Source organism: Pyrobaculum organotrophum (assembly GCF_055384425.1).
Window position 1 is genome coordinate 1,640,490 of record NZ_AP042430.1, and the last position, 16,206, is coordinate 1,656,695.

At 52.9% G+C, this 16,206-nt stretch carries 16 protein-coding genes and 1 pseudogene; 7 read left to right on the plus strand and 10 right to left on the minus strand.

Annotation, left to right across the window (positions count from 1 at the left end; translation table 11 throughout):
- The first annotated feature begins 1 nt into the window (after position 1).
- Positions 2-1,138 (plus strand): amidohydrolase family protein, encoded by a 1,137-nt coding sequence (locus ACZ49R_RS10015; protein WP_464732979.1) that lies wholly within the window; start codon positions 2-4, stop codon positions 1,136-1,138.
- Here the strand turns inward: ACZ49R_RS10015 and ACZ49R_RS10020 are convergent.
- Entirely contained in the window at positions 1,135-2,277 is a 1,143-nt protein-coding gene (locus ACZ49R_RS10020; RefSeq protein ID WP_464732980.1) for an acyl-CoA dehydrogenase family protein, read from the minus strand. The two genes, ACZ49R_RS10015 and ACZ49R_RS10020, sit on opposite strands and share 4 nt — an antisense overlap.
- A gap of 103 nt (positions 2,278-2,380) precedes the next feature.
- Here ACZ49R_RS10020 and ACZ49R_RS10025 point away from each other — a divergent pair, with 103 nt between their 5' ends.
- Positions 2,381-2,719 (plus strand): TusE/DsrC/DsvC family sulfur relay protein, encoded by a 339-nt coding sequence (locus ACZ49R_RS10025; RefSeq protein WP_464732981.1) that lies wholly within the window; start codon positions 2,381-2,383, stop codon positions 2,717-2,719.
- Here ACZ49R_RS10025 and ACZ49R_RS10030 read toward each other — a convergent pair.
- On the minus strand, positions 2,696-3,271 hold the full coding sequence (locus ACZ49R_RS10030) for a hypothetical protein (protein WP_464732982.1): 576 nt from the start codon (positions 3,269-3,271) through the stop codon (positions 2,696-2,698). The genes ACZ49R_RS10025 and ACZ49R_RS10030 overlap by 24 nt on opposite strands.
- Positions 3,272-3,358: 87 nt before the next feature.
- Here ACZ49R_RS10030 and ACZ49R_RS10035 point away from each other — a divergent pair, with 87 nt between their 5' ends.
- From ACZ49R_RS10035 to ACZ49R_RS10050, 4 genes and pseudogenes are all read left to right on the plus strand, one after another.
- The gene (locus ACZ49R_RS10035) at positions 3,359-4,531 is read left to right on the plus strand and encodes a (Fe-S)-binding protein (RefSeq protein ID WP_464732983.1); all 1,173 of its coding nucleotides are present in this window, start codon (positions 3,359-3,361) and stop codon (positions 4,529-4,531) included.
- A gap of 371 nt (positions 4,532-4,902) precedes the next feature.
- Positions 4,903-5,481 carry a hypothetical protein gene (locus ACZ49R_RS10040; RefSeq protein WP_464732984.1) on the plus strand — a complete coding sequence of 193 codons (579 nt, stop codon included), beginning with the start codon at positions 4,903-4,905 and terminating at the stop codon, positions 5,479-5,481.
- Between the two features lie 112 nt (positions 5,482-5,593).
- Positions 5,594-5,707, plus strand: a pseudogene (locus tag ACZ49R_RS10045) (ABC transporter ATP-binding protein); the annotation flags it as partial.
- Positions 5,708-5,774: 67 nt separating this feature from the next.
- Positions 5,775-6,518: an ATP-binding cassette domain-containing protein gene (locus tag ACZ49R_RS10050; RefSeq protein ID WP_464734124.1), complete on the plus strand. Its 744-nt coding sequence runs from the start codon at positions 5,775-5,777 to the stop codon at positions 6,516-6,518.
- Here ACZ49R_RS10050 and ACZ49R_RS10055 read toward each other — a convergent pair.
- The 4 genes from ACZ49R_RS10055 to ACZ49R_RS10070 form a co-directional block, all read right to left on the minus strand.
- Positions 6,515-7,966, minus strand: a complete 1,452-nt coding sequence (locus ACZ49R_RS10055; protein WP_464732985.1) for an ABC transporter permease family protein — start codon at positions 7,964-7,966, stop codon at positions 6,515-6,517. The two genes, ACZ49R_RS10050 and ACZ49R_RS10055, sit on opposite strands and share 4 nt — an antisense overlap.
- Positions 7,927-8,685 carry an extracellular solute-binding protein gene (locus ACZ49R_RS10060; RefSeq protein ID WP_464732986.1) on the minus strand — a complete coding sequence of 253 codons (759 nt, stop codon included), beginning with the start codon at positions 8,683-8,685 and terminating at the stop codon, positions 7,927-7,929. The genes ACZ49R_RS10055 and ACZ49R_RS10060 overlap by 40 nt, the downstream gene beginning before the upstream one ends.
- Positions 8,666-8,830 (minus strand): hypothetical protein, encoded by a 165-nt coding sequence (locus tag ACZ49R_RS10065; RefSeq protein WP_464732987.1) that lies wholly within the window; start codon positions 8,828-8,830, stop codon positions 8,666-8,668. The genes ACZ49R_RS10060 and ACZ49R_RS10065 overlap by 20 nt, the downstream gene beginning before the upstream one ends.
- Positions 8,831-8,973: 143 nt before the next feature.
- Positions 8,974-9,099 (minus strand): hypothetical protein, encoded by a 126-nt coding sequence (locus tag ACZ49R_RS10070; RefSeq protein ID WP_464732988.1) that lies wholly within the window; start codon positions 9,097-9,099, stop codon positions 8,974-8,976.
- Between the two features lie 225 nt (positions 9,100-9,324).
- On the opposite strand from ACZ49R_RS10070, the gene ACZ49R_RS10075 reads away from it, so the two are divergent.
- Positions 9,325-10,578 carry a zinc ribbon domain-containing protein gene (locus ACZ49R_RS10075; RefSeq protein WP_464734125.1) on the plus strand — a complete coding sequence of 418 codons (1,254 nt, stop codon included), beginning with the start codon at positions 9,325-9,327 and terminating at the stop codon, positions 10,576-10,578.
- 384 nt (positions 10,579-10,962) lie between these two features.
- On the opposite strand, the gene ACZ49R_RS10080 is transcribed toward ACZ49R_RS10075, so the two are convergent.
- From ACZ49R_RS10080 to ACZ49R_RS10095, 4 genes are all read right to left on the minus strand, one after another.
- Positions 10,963-13,185, minus strand: a complete 2,223-nt coding sequence (locus ACZ49R_RS10080) for an elongation factor EF-2 (protein ID WP_464732989.1) — start codon at positions 13,183-13,185, stop codon at positions 10,963-10,965.
- Positions 13,186-13,359: 174 nt separating this feature from the next.
- Positions 13,360-14,007: an ABC transporter ATP-binding protein gene (locus ACZ49R_RS10085; RefSeq protein ID WP_464732990.1), complete on the minus strand. Its 648-nt coding sequence runs from the start codon at positions 14,005-14,007 to the stop codon at positions 13,360-13,362.
- A complete protein-coding gene (locus ACZ49R_RS10090) occupies positions 13,991-14,914 on the minus strand; it encodes an iron chelate uptake ABC transporter family permease subunit (protein WP_464732991.1) in 924 nt (307 codons plus the stop codon). The genes ACZ49R_RS10085 and ACZ49R_RS10090 overlap by 17 nt, the downstream gene beginning before the upstream one ends.
- A complete protein-coding gene (locus ACZ49R_RS10095) occupies positions 14,911-16,197 on the minus strand; it encodes an ABC transporter substrate-binding protein (protein WP_464732992.1) in 1,287 nt (428 codons plus the stop codon). Before ACZ49R_RS10095 ends, ACZ49R_RS10090 begins: the two co-directional genes overlap by 4 nt.
- Positions 16,198-16,206: the final 9 nt, after the last annotated feature.

Genomic DNA, 16,206 nt, shown 5'->3' on the forward strand with positions numbered 1-16,206 from the left:
CGTGTGTATAAGAGTCGAAGGCAGAGCGTATATAGGTGGACATTTCGTCCGGATAAGACTGGGGAGGGAGGGGTGTAAGACTGTACAGTTTTCAAACGACTACATAATACTGCCCGGGATGGTTGATATACACGTCCACTTCCGCGACTGGGAGTTGGCACATAAGGAGACTTTGGAAGGCGGAGCCGCCGCGGCGTTGGCAGGAGGCGTAGTCGCCGTAGGCGATATGCCAAATACAAAACCCCATATTAGAACTGCAGAGCTCTACAAGAAGAGGCTAGGGGAGGGGGCGCGGTTGCCCATAGTATACAGAGTGCATATGGGAGTGCCTGTGGATCTTAGAGAGTTAGATAGAGCAAGGCCTCCTACTGTGAAGGTTTACCCAGAGGATGTAGCAGAGTTCGGCTGGGGGCATATAGAGGCGCTCGCGAGGAGATGTGCCGGCCTTGGATGTACATTAATTTTCCACTGTGAGGACCCGGCTTATTTTAAAGACGGCGAGAGGCCGCCGGAGGCTGAGATGGCGTGTGTTGAAAAGGTGAGACGTCTCGCCTGGGATACAGAGGCCAGAGTCCATCTGACACATGTCTCTCTACCTCAGACTGTCGATATAGCCAGGGGCTGGGCCACGGTGGACGTAACTCCACACCATCTATTTCTAGACAGAGAGAACTGTAAGCTAGGCGGTTTATGTCTAGTCAACCCGAGGCTTAGGGAGCCGGGACTTAGAAAACTACTCCTCGCCCGTCTCGCCGCCGGGCTTGTGGATATATACGCCACAGACCACGCCCCGCATACGCTGGAGGAGAAAAAGTCAGACAGCCCGCCGCCGGGCATATGTAGCTTAGACATAGCGCTCAGCTTGTTGCTTTCTCTCTGGAAGAGGGGGGTGTTAACACTAGACGACGTCGTACGGCTATATTCCCACAGACCCGCGCGTTTCCTCAATGTAAACAACGATATTATAGGCGGCGTATTTACAATTATCAAGCTCGAGGAGTTTACAGTAAGGGGGGAGGAATTTGCCGGCAGGTGTAAATATACGCCGTTTGAGGGGTTTAGAGCATTTGGCGTAGTCGTCGCCACTGCAGTTGGCGGAAAAATCTTCTTTAGAAATGGCGAAGTGTACGACGTTTAGCCGTATTTCTCCGCTAGTTTAAAGAGAGTGTTGAGCACAATCTCGTTTGCACCTTCATATATCTCCGTGGCTTTTGCATCTCTATATAACATTTCTACTTTTGAATCTGTTGAATAGCCGAAGCCCCCCATGATCTGCATAGCTGTCCTAGTTGCATCTACGGCAAGTCGAGAACCTAGATATTTCGCTATCTGGGCGTATAGTGGGAATAATTCGCTATTTTTATCTCTAAAATACGCCGCCGTATAAACAACGCCTCTCACAGCCTCGATCTGTGCCTTTATTGACGCTATGTAGTGTTGAACCACCTGGAAGTTTATAATCGGCATGTCAAACGCAACTCTCCTCTTTGTATAAGACTCGGCCTCTTTAATTGCGCCTTGTGCTATGCCGAGCCCAATAGCCCCAACACAAGTACGTCCGTTGTTTAAATCTTCGAGGACAACTTTAAACGCGCCATTTAACCCGCCGACGATAGCCTCGTCGCCTACCTCACAGTTGTTAAACTTAACCTCAGCTGTGCCAGTTCCTCTAACGCCCATTACTGCAACTGGGGCGGTCTCTACACAACGCCCTCTCTCTACGAGAAATAGCGTTACCGTTTTGTGTTTCTCCTTTGGAGACCCCGTTCTAGCTGCGACAAGAAAAGCGTCGGCATAGAGGCCGGAGGTTATCCATAGCTTAGTTCCGTTTATCACCCAGGAGCCGCCGACGCGCTCGGCAGTAGTTTCAAGCGAAAAGGCGTCAGAACCACAACAAGGTTCAGAGAGAGCAAAAGCAATTATCTTCTCTCCCCTAACCGCCGGCTGAAGCCACTTCTCTTTTAACTCGCTGCTTGCATAATGTATCAAGTCGTAAACTATCATAGACCCCTGGACTTCTGTAACTGTAGCCAAAGCGGGGCTTGCCTTGGCGAGTTCTTCGACAACAATTACCATACTTCTAAAATCTAGCCCAGGTCCTCCATATTCCGGCGGAGCGTGTGGCGCCAGCAAGCCGAGTTCTCCCATTTCTCTAAGCAACTCTTTGGGATACCAGCCTTGGTCTATACGCCGAGCGTTAGGCTCAACTCTCTTCTCTACAAACTCTCTTGCTGTTTTTCTAACAAGTGCGTGTATTTCATCTAGTTGTGGAAACATTAAATGCCGATTATCGCCACATTAAAAATAGTTATTCGCCATCTGTTAATGCATTTTTTGCATCTCTTTAGAAGTTTTTAAGAAGAGACTTGTAGACATAGCTGTGAAATGTCCCAACGCCGTTGTGATATCAGGCAAGAAAATTGAGCTAGAAAACTGCATACCCAAAAACCGTAGCGAGTGGAGTCTAGAACTTGCAAAATTGTTGGCAGAGATAAACGGCATAAAATTTACAGAAACAGCCAGGAGAGTTGTAGAATACGTGAGGAGGTTCTGGCTGGAAAACGAGATATGTCCCCCTGTCTCTGTAATAGAGTCTGAGCTCAATATCGATAGGAAAACGCTACTAGAGACCTTTGGCGGGAGTTACGACGCCATTTGTATACTCGCGGGGGCGGAGCCTCCCGCCGGCTGTCTGTCAAAAATGTTGTCTTCCACGTAGTTTATAGACAAAATATGTGATGACAGCCGTAATATGACACATAGAGGTGATAGGCAACGCGGCGGCTAATGCAGATGCACACGCGACATGTATCAACAACAACGCCGTGGCTAAATCAAACGACGTGGGCATAGAGAGGGCTATCTCCACTAGGTAATCCCTCGGCGCGACAAAGCCAAGCATAGTCCCCGTCAGCACAGTTGCCAAAGCTAGGAGAGATACTGCAAGAACATCGCCCGTAAAAATCCTCCTCACTATCAAGGCGATTAGAGACGCCAGGGCAACTAGGCCAATCGCCATGCCTGCCTTAGACAACGTCGTTGGTACATTTTTTACAAATATAAAGAGGTGCCCCATTAATGATGTAATTATGGCAATGTGAAAGGCCAATGATGTAGTTCTAAATCTCCTATCTCTAACCGCGCCAAATGTCAAAAACCGCATAAACTCTTGTGGAGCTACGGCAGTTGGAGATGTAGAGATAGCTCTATAGGCTCTATAGAGTGTTACAACTGCCGAAGCCGCCAAGACTAGGAGAAAGGCCGTCAACATGACAATATACATGTGTCTTTTTATATGGCTTTTTGTGCAAATACTGCACGCTTCAGACTGTATAAATCCACGCGCCGAATTACGCATATGGCATACGCCTCCCTAGCCGCGAGAGCTTGTGTTAAATGTAGAAACTGCGTCGAGATTTGCCCCTCATATATCGCCACTAGAGATATAAAATATTCACCAATGGGTAGACTTGAGCTGTTGAGGAAGGGAGCCTCTGAGGAGGAGAAATTTAAGGTTTTTTCGTTATGTACTATGTGTAAGAGATGTGCCTACTTCTGCCCCCTGGGGCTGGATGTCGCAGAAGTGACTAGACAAGTTAGAGATTTCCTCGCGGCTAGGGGGATGGCGCAACCATATGTGGCTAAAGTCGTTGAGAATTTCCTCAGGCGAGGTAATAACATAGGCATGCCGGCGAAAGTTGTAGCCGCGACGCTCAGAGTTGTTGTGAAAAAAATTGAGAGTGAAAAAGGCGAGACGGCGCGCTTATATTTATACGACGGCGAGAAATTCACCGATGTTTCAGGCGCCGAGGTTAAGCCCTCCGGTAGATACGCCTTGCTATTCCCCTCCTCCTCCGACATTTTTGAATTTGAAGACGCGCTCAAGGGCTATATATATCTGCTCAATAGAGTGGGATACGACGTTGTTATTAGTCTACGGCTTGCAGACACAGCAAACTACGGCTATTACCTAAGCGGGGCGCATATGTATAAAATTGCCAATATGTATCTAGAGGAGATTAAACGCGTTTCGCCACACATTACGATATTTGGCGAATGCGGCCACGGCTGGCATATCTTCACTAGACTTGTAGCTCCAAAATCGCCGCGGCCCTCCGCCCATATCCACCAGATACTCCATAGAGCTTTGACACGTGGAGAGTTGAAAATTAGGCGTATAGAGACTAGAGGGCCTGTTGTGTATATGGACCCATGTAACTACAGCAGAGGGGCTGTACCCCTAATAGAGGAGCCAAGGGCGTTGTTAAAAGCGGCGGTTGGCCAATATGTAGAACTTTGGAAAAACCCAAGAGAGTCGTTATGTTGTCTAGGAGGTGGCGGACTCATAGCGCCAGAGATGTTAAATACAGCTGTGGAGTATTGGAAAAGGGCATATGGCGGCATTGAATTTACAACTGCCGTAAGGCCTTGCGCGACATGTAAAGCACAGCTAAAACGAGTGTTTAACACAATGGGTATAAAGGCAGAGACGACGGGGGTCGTCGAATTATTGTATAAAGCGGCCGACTAATGTCCCCCTTTGTACAACCGGCCTTTCCCGGGGGGCTCGGGGCTCGCCCCCGCCAGACGCCTTGGTGGGCGGGGGCCCGGCCGTGCCCGGGCGGAGGGGCTCGCCAGATGTAACAGTCGGCCAGGGCCCCAAGGCCGGTTGGTTCATGTGAGAGAAATACCGTGGTTTCCCCGTTATAGCCTTCCCCAAGACCAGCGCCCTAGCCGACTAAAACAGCTAAGATAGATGTTACGTACATAAAGGCTGAGAAAGCGTTTATGTATGTACTTCAACACATAGAGATGTTATACCCCCTTGTTAGATTGGATATATGCCATATAATTGTGGTTATGTTTATATAATATTTTTAAAGCTGAGGATTTTTGTAGACTATGAGCATGAGAAAAGACCGTGTTAACATAGCTGTTGCTAAAGAAATCGCAGAAGAGCTGGCTAAGGTAGCTGAAGAACTCGGCATGACGCAATATGCGTTGGCGAATCAAATCCTCGGCGTAGGGCTTGAACTTCTACGCCAAGGCTACAGCCTGGCTCAAATTAAAGAAATTACACTATTTTACAAAGTTATGATAGAACTCGAGAGCGTGCCTGTGCCCGGCAGACTACTCGATAGAATGATTACAGATATGGCTAAAGAAAACCCAGAGGTCGTACACCGCGCCTGGTGTGACGCAGGGAGGATGCTCGCAGCATATATAAAGGCGGTGTTTGGAGACCTAGAGAAAGCAGTAGAGCTGTTGCCACATTTAGCTAGAGTTGTGCCAGCCAGACGTTTTGAAATCAAGGCCAAAGGGGGAGAGTTCTCCATGGATACAGTAGGGGTTGGCTATAGTATAGAAAGTGTACAAGCCACCGCCAGGGCAGTCCAGTGTCTACTAGAGGAACTCGGCTACGAGCTGAAAGAAGTTGTAACGGCGCCAGGAATCCTCCGCGTCAAAGCGCTGAAAAAGTAACCCCCTTTACCTCTCTAAAAGTGATCATGTTACAGAGGACAGTCGGGAATTTTGTCACTCGCAGAGGGGGTTAGGCGCTTGTGTATAAAAATTGTTTAGGTGAGGGCGGTTGATGTCGATAGTCCTTAAGGACGTTAAGAAGAATTTTAGAGACTTCCGCCTAGGCCCCATAAATCTCGATATTGAAAACGGCGGGAGAGTGGCTATCATAGGGCCTTCGGGCTCTGGAAAATCAACTCTCCTCCGCATAGTCGCGGGTTTTATAAAACCAGATAGGGGATGCATATATATATATAAACGGAGTAGACGTAACAGATACAGAGCCGTGGCGCTGCGGTGTTGGAGTTGTATTTCAAAGCCCAGCCCTCTTCCCCTCTCTAACTGTGTTAGAAAACGTGGCAGAGCCCCTCCTCTCTAGGGGGGTTGCAAAAAGAGAGGCATTTAAAATTGCGAAAGAGGTCTTAGAGAGACTTGAGTTGGGGCATCTAGCCGGTAGATATCCTGCACAACTCAGCAGAGGGCAACAACAGAGAGTTGCATTAGCGAGAGCTCTGGCGGCAGACCCGCCGATTTTAGTATTAGACGAGCCTCTCACTGCCTTAGACCCGCCGCTCCGCGGCGAGATTCTGCCATATATATACGAGGCATCTCGAGGGCGGACTGTATTCTATGTGACACATGACTTTGAAGAAGCTACGTATATAGCCAAGCGGGTCGTAGTCCTTATGGATGGGCGTATTGTAGCAGATGGAGACGCCGTAGAGCTATTTGAAAACCCCCCGGCGCCTAAGGTGGCAGAGTTTTTAGGCTACGTCAACAAGATCAGAGCCGACTGTGGCTATCTATATTTCAGACCCTGGGACATAACGCCAGGCGGTAAATACAGCGGCCGTATTTTAGCCAGTTGGTATCGGGCTGGGCTTTACGAAGTTTTGGCTGAAGTCGGCGGGCAGCCGGTGAGGCTAATCCTGCCGCAGCCTCCGGCCTCTGGAGTTGTGACATTTGATATAGTTAGGGGGAGGTGTTTCTCTGTCTAAAACGAATACGGCCGCGGTTTAATAACTCTAGAGATAGCCACAGCCGCCATAACTAAAGCCGCAAGAACCGCCGAGTAAAAATGCCCCGTTTCTATAAAATCCGGCGCTCTAGAGGTGAGAAGACGTGCTGTCTCTGCCGCAAGTGTCGACGCGCCGCCGGCGGTAAGTATAAACGCCAGCGTAGTTTCTGAAATAGATGCGGCAAAGGCTATAAGCCAGGCTTGGACTAGAGTGGGGCCTAGAGACTCTGTGACCACTCTTAAAACACACCTCAGTGGGCCTAGATAAAGTACGCAAGACTCTCTCGCGTCTGCCCTAATTTTCTCCCACGCCGGCTTTATAACTGAGTATACTAGAGGCGTAAGTACCAGGGCGTGTGCTATGGCGAGAATAAAAAGCGTGCCGTAGAGAGGTTGCGCAAGGTGGAAAAAGCCGAGTGCAAAAAGACTTCTAGAAAGCGAAAGAGATATTACATATGCGACTGCCGACGTCTTAGACATCGCTACGTCTCCAACTAAAAGAGCGAGAGAAAATGCTATAGCCGCCGCCGAGGAAACAAAAGCTACAGAAACGCTATTAGCAAGCGGTTGCGCCATAGCTTCAAGACCTCTAGGATTTGACAGAGGAAGGAATATATATGTGGCAACTGCCGCGAAATATGACACAACTATAAATGAGAGAAACAGCATAAGTAGACTTGGACGGGGAGCCGAGAGAGATGGGCCTGCGGCAGGCGGTGGGGGGATCTTAAAAAGGGGGATGGCGAGAGCTATTGAAGATATTAACATAACCAAGACCAACGTAGAGACTAGGTTTGTTGTGGCGAAGGAAGTAGCGTATATATAGACGAGAAGCTCTACAGTTGGGCAGCGCCCGCCGAGGAGAAGCGGCGTGGTAAAGCTCAAGAAGCTAAAGACAAAGGTCGTATATAGAGAGTAGAGGAGAGATGGCTTGAGCTCTGCTAAGAAGACCCTTATGGTAGTTATGCGGCGTCTTGTATAAAGAATAAGTGCGTCAAGAAGATCTGAGAGGATGGACCTCAGGTTAGACTCTAGAAGCAAAGCGACGTAGGGGCTGTAGTAAACTGCATGCGCAACAACAATCCCCCAAGGCCCGTACATAAAGTCGCCGTGGATACGAACCAACGCGTCTACTGTTGATAGAGCAGGGGCGAAAAATGGAATTAAAACAAGAGGTCTCACCCAGGGGGCCCTCAGGTAGGCGGGGAGGAGCGCCAGCCCCAGCGCTATAGACAAGATGGCGGAGGCGGCTGCCTGAACCACCGTGAAGAGAAAAACCCAGAGAGTATAGGAGTCCAGCTGGAGGGAAACCCCGAATTGTGTCAGGAGTAGGACATATGGCGTTGAAAATACAGTTAAGAAAAAGAGGGCTGGGATTCCGTAGGGCTTCACCCAGAGGCGATTTCTCTCTGCCACCTCAGCCTCCACTCGTCGGCCTTTGCGCCCAGGGCAGAGTTGTACACCACCACAGACTGGGGCTGCGGGAGGCCCTTGTTGTTTTTAATAACGGCGTCTGGCCTAACCGGGAGCATGTAGTTGTATGGGTCGACAAGATCTTGCCCCTCTTTACTCAGTGCGAACTTGACGAACTCCACAGCCAGGTCTCTATTCCTGGCGTTTTTCAACACAGCAACCCCCTCCCTATACAAGAAGGCGCTGTACGTCGCGGCCTTTATATTCGGCGTGCCTGGGTCGATGGCGTGGCTGTACCACGAGAGGGCGATCAATACATCACCCCTCTTCAATGCGCTTCTCAATGGCGTAAATCCTGAAGGATAGCCGATCTTAGAGATCTGGCCGGCCAGCTGTTTGAGGTAGCGCCAGCCCTCCTCCTCCCCCTTCACAGACATCACCCACGAGAGCACGGCGAGGCCGGTGCCGGACTGAACCGGGTTGGGATATGTGACAAGCCCCCTGTACTCCGGCTTCAGAAGATCGTCGAGGGTCTGAGGCGGCTTGAGGCCCCGCGCGGCGAGAGCTGTCTCGTTGTAGACAATCCCTATGTACGACTTATCAAGCGGGTAAACGCAGCCGTGGGGATCCCAGTACTCCTCGGCCGGCACCCCCTCCACCTTGAAGCCCGGACAATATAGCACGCCCCTTTCGATAAGCACCATGTAGTAGAACTCAGGCACCCCAATGGCCACGTCCCAGGGCGGGTTGTCTCTGTTTCTTACCCCGCGACAGAAACCCAACCACCGCATTGGCAAACACGGCGAAGTTTGACAAAGCCAACACCACATTGCTAACCGCCACGGCGGCGAGCCCAACCACGAGTAACAGCGGACCCATACCTCTCCCGCCACATGTACGGAAAAGCTTGACGTGCCCTTTCAACTCCTTTCACACACCTGCCCCACGTCGTCGCTGTCAGGCAGGTGAACCGAGGGAGTAGAAAGTGGTGTGTGGTTGCGTTGTTTAGAGGTGTGGGTGGGTTAAAAACGAGTTTGTTCTATTGTGGTTTTCACCATAAGCGCCGTCAACATTGCAATTATCGGCACTGGTATGAACAACGCGAGGGGTGGCAACGGCGGCGTGTGTATGACACCGGCGGGTATCAATAGCTCACGACGGCAACCGCCCTAGTGGCGGCGAAGATTAGCAACATGGCCGGCACGCATCTCTCAACGCCGCCTTCACGACGGCGCCAGGGGAGAGGGGCGGGTTTCGCCGGCTCTGAGGAGAGGCGGGGCACGGCGCCGTGGGTTTGTCTTGTAAAACTTTTGGCCTGCCCCCGTGTGTCTTCTATAACCAACAGAGATTTCAACCCCACCACATACAAGGCCATGTACGTATACAGAACGCTGAAGGTGGAAATCCCCTGGCAGTTGGTAGAAGAGAGGCCAGACGTCCTAAACCTCGTCACGAGGATGTGCCTAGCGGTGGAGGAGTACGCCAGAAGGCTGTTGAAGGAGATTGCGGGGCAAGAGGAGCCGAAGCTAACTACGGAGGAGTTGGACAGACTCCTCATGCCGGACAAGCGGGAGTTGGCGCGCCGGATTATCGAGGAGGTGTTTCCCAAGTACGGTCTCAAGAAGTACTTCATAGACCAGGGAAAGGTGTTTTGGCGCAATATGGTATTCTTTAGGGCGGTTCCGCTCAACGCCCAACTTAGGATCGAAAACGAAAGAAATACGAGTAAGGCGGTTTTCGTCGATCTCAAGAGCGGCGTTCTCAGAGTAAGAAAACTCGGCATACCGCCTTTCGCCGTCGAGTTGAAGAAGGGCAACGTCGCATGGATAAGAGAGAGGGTAGAAGAGGGCGCTAAATTGAAGTTGGCGTTCCTCGGCGTTGAGAAGAGAGATTGTGAGAAGGAACCGAGCTATGGAAGACTCTACGTCGCCCTAGTATTCGCCAGAGAGGTGACGCCGGTGGAGCCCAGGGCTATTGTCGTTGTCGACGTAAACCGCCTCGACCACGGCGTCGCGGTTGGTCTCCTCGTGGACGGAAAACTGAGACAGACGTTGAGACTTCTAGACGAAGACGCGGTGAGAGAGCTGAGAAGACTCCACGAGGAGATAAGCCGTCTCGACGAGCGAGCCGCGAGGGAGGCGGACCCCGTGAGAAAGAGACGTCTCGAGGAGAGGGCGCGCCACCTTGCATCAAAGCGGTTTAGGAAGATAAGAGGTGTCATTAAAGACATCGTTGGCGAAATCATAAAATTAGCAAGGGAACACCAAGCCGCAATCGTGGTAGACACAATGGAAGACGAAACATATCGAGAGCTCAAGGAGGGCAACTGGAGTGGAGAGAAGAAACACCTCCTAGACGGGTTGGGCCAACTGAGGAGACGCCTACAAGCGCTCGCGCAGTGGTACGGCTTGCCGTATGTAGAGGAGAGGTTGTACTCAACCATCTGCCCCCGCTGTGGTGCGAAAATGGAGGAGGAGAGAAAGCGCATAATGCGTTGTCCCGCTTGCGGCTTTACGGACCACAGAGACAACGTGCCACTGATATGGGCCAAAAAACGCTACTGGGAAATCCTCCAGAAGACAAAACAACCCGCTTTTTTGGCGTCCATCTTACTTTTAACCTCGTAACTAATTCTCCTACATGAACCAACCGGCCTTGGGGATCCGGCCGACTGTTACACCTGGCGAGCCCCTCCGCCCGGGCACGGCCGGGCCCCCGCGCGCCTGGGTTGCCCCTGTGCGGCTCGGGCGCGCGCCCCGAGCTCCCCCGGGGAAGGCCGGTTATACAAAGGGGAGCCACTATCACAAGTCTCTTCGCCGACTGTTGTTGAAACGCTTGCCAAGCCAAGAGCGCCGCCAAGAGGGCGGCTATTATTATTACAACCGCCAATAAAGTCCTAATGGACATGCAAGAAATTTCGAATCTCTATAAAAATATTAAGCTAGGCAGTTGGAAAAACAGATGATGAAACGGCCGTGACACGAAACGTGAAGAAGTGTTTCTATACTGAATTAATACACTTCGACGAAATCTGTCGGCTTTGGAATCTCCTCCTTCAACCCCTTCTTCTTCCTAAGTTGTTTTACCAAGTCGAGAAGCATAGACTCCGGCACAGGCGCCCATCTAGAGAACTGCATTGACCAAAAGATCTTGCCGGCCGCCGCCGCGCGGAGCTCGTCGCTAATTGTAAAAGACTCTAATACGGGGAGTTCAGCTCTTAGATACGCCATATATTCCTGTTGTGTCATATCGAGTATCTTCCCTCTGTGTTTATTAAGCACAGAGGTCACCGCGCCTATGTAATCAGGGGCTACTTTTATATCTAGTCTTAACAAAGGTTCTAACACCGTTGGCCTGGCTGACAACATAGCTGCAAATATGGCGTTTTTTGTAGCTGGCATAATTTGCGCAGGGCCGCGGTGGGCGGGGTCTTCGTGTACTACTGCATCTACTAGAACTACCTTTACGCCTCTAATAGGCTCTTGCGCCAGGGGGCCTGCCTCAGTGGCCCATCTAAAGCCCTGTACTATGTAGTCTCTAATCTCGCGGAGGTATTGAATGCCGGAGGTCTTGTCTACAATTACATTGAAATATCTATCGTCTATCGCCCATATGCCTCTAGCCTCGTCTGTATCCCAGCCTGCCTTCTCTCTAAGGATCTTAGCCCTCTCTCTCGGGTCTTGATCCTCCGTAATTTCCTTAGTTGCAATAAGCTCTATGGTGGTTTCGTCGAGGGGCTCCACATAAAAGTAGAGACGGTTGTGTTTATTCGGCGACTTGCCCTCCCACACCTGCGACCTCTCTCTCACAGTCTCTCTAAAGCGGATTAACGGCGGAGATACAGTAAACTCTGTCTTAGACCTCTCTTTGAGAAGCCACGTGGCGATCTCTAGATGTAATGTACCGACGCCAGAGAGTAAGATCTGGCCTGTCTCTTGGTCGATTTTCAAATCGAGCGTTGGGTCTTCGATAACTAAGTCTTTAAGAGCCTCTACTAACTTCGCCAACTCTGCCGGATTCTTGGGCTCGATGGCTACAGTCACCACAGGCTCTGCGATATATCTCATTTTTTCAAAAGGCGGAATGTCGGATATTCTAGGATCGACGAGAGTGTCGCCGGCTCTAGCCTCATCTACCCCCATTAAAGCGACTATGTTGCCCGCAGGCATATAGGGCACTATAATCCTCGACGGGCCCATGTAGATATAGGTCTGGAGTACCTTCTTCTTCATCTTCCTCCCGATGATATATATCTCGTCCCCCTCTCTAATTGTGCCAGAGAAGACGCGGCCGGTGACTATCAACCCGGCGTGTGGATCTTTGTTGACCTTGCTCACGGCGATCACCGTCGGGCCGTTGGGGTCGGCCTCTAGGAGGGCCTTCCCAACCTCGCTGTTTAAATCGCCGCGCCACAACCTCGGGATTCTGTACTTCTGTGCTACATTAGGCGGCGGCACATGTTCAATAATCATAGATAGGAGTGTTTTATACAGTGGGAACTCTTGCGCCAATTGGTCTACATATCCCTTCTCATAAGCGTCTATAATATTACTAAACTTTATGCCTGCCTTCTGCGCCATGGGGATGGTAATGCCCCATTTGTGAAGCGCAGATCCCATCGCCATCTGGCCCTTGCCCGGATCTATCTTCCACTTGTCTTTAAACTCCGGCGGGGCGAACATCTCGATCAAGGCGTTGAAGTCCTTCACTATGGTCAAGATCCGCTGCTGGATCTCCTGAGGCGAAAGCCTAAGCTCCTTGATCAGGCGGTCAATCTTGTTTATGAAGAGGACAGGCCTTACGTACTCCTCCAGCGCCTGCCTCACCACCGTCTCGGTCTGCGTCATCACCCCCTCCACCGCGTCAACCACCACCAAACCGCCGTCCATAACCCTCAACGACCTAGTGACGTGGCCTGTGAAATCCACGTGGCCTGGCGTATCTACGAAGTTAATCAGATAGGGCTTGCCCCCGTACTCGAAATAAAGCGATATGTTCGCCGCCTTGACCGTCATCTGCCTCAGCTGCTCGATGGGGACGTAGTCCATGGCGAGGGCCTTCCCCGCGACCTTCGGCGATAGGAGACCGGCGCCCATGAGTAAAGAATCGGTTGTAGTCGTCTTGCCGTGGTCTACGTGGGCGAGAGTACCCGCGTTTCTAATCTGAGTCGGATTTCTAGCTATTGCCAATATTTCATCTAATTGCTTCTCTACAATTCTAACAGCTGAAGACATGCCCCCCGTTGAGAGGATATATATTAATTTTTCGTCTCAGGAACCCCCATAGACGTCCGGCAGACCGCCTGGAGTCAAATATGTGCCCTGGGCAAAGACTTGGCGGCCCCCGTGGCCAGGCCCCGGCCTAGGAATATGCCAAGACTGAGACGGGGGGCAGAGTGCCATCAATTCTCAAAAGCCGCAGGTAGTCTCTACAGACGGCTTGTAGCTAGATGCGTCGCCACTCCAGACCACAGCCCCGTCTCTAAGCGCGTAGACCCATTGGCAACAGCCTAAGACGTCCATATGATGAGTAGTAACTACTACAATACGTCTAGATGCGTAACTTTCTAAAACCCGCATGACTCTCCCCCTCCAATCTCCATACAAGTTAGAAAAAGGCTCGTCTAACAAAAGGAGATCTGCCTCCGAGGCCAACGCAGCCGCTATTACAAACCGCTGTCTCTCGCCCCCACTGAGAGTAGACCACCTCCGCCCCGCCAGCCCCAGCACCCCCAGAGCCTCCATATACCGCCGGGCCGCCTCTACATCTTCCCGCTCCACAGGCCGGGGAGAGAACCTAGACCTCCCCGACAGCACCACCTCCCCCGCCGGCGCGTCCGGAGGCACGTAGAGGTCGCCTACGTACACCCTAGACGACACCCCGCCGTATTTAACCCACCCCCCGTCGGGCTTGAGGAGGCCGGCTAAGATCTTGAGGAGGGTGGTCTTGCCCGAGCCGTTGGGCCCCACTACGCAAGTCACCCCCGGCTCCAGCTTGCCGGCGGCCCTCAGGAGGAAGTCCCCCAACCTCTTCTCCACGTCAAACTCTACGTACATACCTCCACATGAGGAGGGCCGCCGCCGGCGCCCCCACGATAGACAGCACCACGTTCGCCGGCACGTCCCTCGGCAGGAGCAACCTCATGGCGAGGTCCGCCCCCAGCGAGAGGACGGCCCCCACCGCCGCCGCGTCGAAGAGGATCTTGTCCACTCTGTGGCTACCCGCCGCCCACCGGGCCATGTGAGGCGCCAGAAGGCCCACAAACCCCACCGGTCCCACCGACGCCACAGCAAGGCCGGCCCCCGCAGAAGCCGCCGCCACCACTAACGCCGAGACTCTCCTCACGTCTACCCCCAGGCCAGCCGCCGCTTCCTCCCCATGGACAAGCGCCGAGATGTGCCGGGAGTTTAGATACACCGTTGCCAATAGGACAACAGAAGCTCCAGCCACGGCCCACCCCAGAAGGCCGGGCGGATAGGCCCCGTAGTTCCCCTGCAGGCCGAGGTATATGTAGCCAAGCTCCTCCGGCGGAAGCAAGAGGAGAGCCAACTGGAGAGCCGCCCCAGTGACAAAGGAAACGAGGATCCCCACCATTAACACCACAAAGAGAGAGGCTCTCCTAGCCAGCGTCGTCAATCCTACAATTACTACAGCCGCCCCGACCACCGCGCCTAGGAAGTAGCCCACATAGGGGAGGCCCCACAGGCGCCAGAGGAGATAAGAGCCGAGGGCAGTCAACATTGCCGTGCCGCTTACCCCCAGAACGTAGGGATCCGCCAAGGGGTTCCTCAGAGAGGTCTGTAGCAACAGCCCCGACATCCCCAGGAGGGCGCCCGACACGGCGGCGCCGAGGGCTCTGGGGAGTCTAACGGCGCCCACTATCCCCCAGTCTAGGCCCGCCTGCCCGAGGAGGAGCTCTGCGGAAAAAAGGAGGGGGGCCGCCAGGAGGAGGAGCCGCCTCACTGTAGATGCACAAATAGGGTGAAGTTGCCAGGCGGCGCCACCTCGGGGTGTATAATCCACACCAGCTCCTCCAGCAGCCGCTCGGGGTAGGCGTTGGCCAGCTGGTAGAAGGCGGGGCTGTAGGCGTAGACCCTCCCAAGCACCACCGGCCTAAGCTCCGCCAGCCTCGGCTCCGCCTTGAGCAGATCCTTCACGCTAGAGACGCCGTAGCTAGACCAGATCAAGACGTCTACGTCGTTTTTGTGCTTCATCACCACCTCGAGATCCACCCTGCTGTAGTTGGCGTAGGCGTACCTCCCGCCAGCAATCCTAATTAGATCCCTCACCCCCGCCCCTGCGGGGTACAAAACGCCGCCGAATATGGTGAACCACGCCACCCTAGGCCTGTCTAAGTCGGCCACGAGGGAGGCCAGGGAGCTCCACTTCGCCTCCACCCTGTCGAATATCTTGACGGCGTCGTCAGTGGCGTTGTAGAAGGCGGCTATGAACTTAATCCACTCGGCTCTCCCAAGGGCCGTCTGCTCCTGGAACTCGTTAACCACGGCGTAGGGGATCCCCAGCTGGTCCAGCTTCTTCACTACAGACTCAGTGCCGTAGGGGCCGGGGTAGTAGAAGACAAACACCACGTCGGGCTTCAGTGAGGCGATCTTCTCAAAGTCGGGCGAGTAGGCGGGCCCCACGTCGGCTATAGTGCCGTTGTTAAGCATCGCCTCTACCTCCGGGAGGTACCACCGGTACTCCCTCCCCCACATCACCCCCACGATCGACCTAAGGACGTCGGCCCTCCCCGCCTCTTTATACAGCCTGTAGGCCATGGCCACCTCAGTGGAGGCCATGTAGACGGCCCTCTTGACGGGGTAGTACACCACCACGTCCGGCCTGTACTTCGCCCTGTAATAGTCGGCGAGGTCCTGCGGCAGGCCCCGCGGCAGGAGGAGTATCCTCCTCCCGAGGGCGTCCCTCAAGAGGTAGACGTCACCCTCGTACTGTATGGAGAAGAGTCTGGCGTACCTCACAGGCACGTAGTCAGAGGGCCTCTCCGAGATCTCCCTAAGCAACTTGACCTCTCTGTAGGCGGCGGCCGCCGTCGAGTTTATAGACGCCAACTTCCCCTCAAGCCTCGCGAGGCCCCTCGACACCTCGGCTCCCACCGCGTCTACTCTCGCTTGGAGTTGTGTAAGTCTATCGTTTACCCCCTGGACTGCGTAATAGCTCTGTATAAAAGCCGCTGCGGCTAAAAACAGAGCTATTATAGCTATGGCGAGAGTAGTTTTTGAAGTCATAATGTGGAG

What these genes read in the sequence shown, in the direction of transcription:
- ACZ49R_RS10020 (WP_464732980.1), bottom strand. Translation starts at nt 2,277, where the DNA reads ATGTTTCCACAACTAGATGAAATACACGCACTTGTTAGAAAAACAGCA.
- ACZ49R_RS10030 (WP_464732982.1), bottom strand. Translation starts at nt 3,271, where the DNA reads ATGTTGACGGCCTTTCTCCTAGTCTTGGCGGCTTCGGCAGTTGTAACA.
- ACZ49R_RS10035 (WP_464732983.1), top strand. Translation starts at nt 3,359, where the DNA reads ATGGCATACGCCTCCCTAGCCGCGAGAGCTTGTGTTAAATGTAGAAAC.
- ACZ49R_RS10040 (WP_464732984.1), top strand. Translation starts at nt 4,903, where the DNA reads ATGAGCATGAGAAAAGACCGTGTTAACATAGCTGTTGCTAAAGAAATC.
- ACZ49R_RS10065 (WP_464732987.1), bottom strand. Translation starts at nt 8,830, where the DNA reads ATGGGTCCGCTGTTACTCGTGGTTGGGCTCGCCGCCGTGGCGGTTAGC.
- ACZ49R_RS10075 (WP_464734125.1), top strand. Translation starts at nt 9,325, where the DNA reads ATGTACGTATACAGAACGCTGAAGGTGGAAATCCCCTGGCAGTTGGTA.
- ACZ49R_RS10080 (WP_464732989.1), bottom strand. Translation starts at nt 13,185, where the DNA reads ATGTCTTCAGCTGTTAGAATTGTAGAGAAGCAATTAGATGAAATATTG.
- ACZ49R_RS10085 (WP_464732990.1), bottom strand. Translation starts at nt 14,007, where the DNA reads ATGTACGTAGAGTTTGACGTGGAGAAGAGGTTGGGGGACTTCCTCCTG.
- ACZ49R_RS10095 (WP_464732992.1), bottom strand. Translation starts at nt 16,197, where the DNA reads ATGACTTCAAAAACTACTCTCGCCATAGCTATAATAGCTCTGTTTTTA.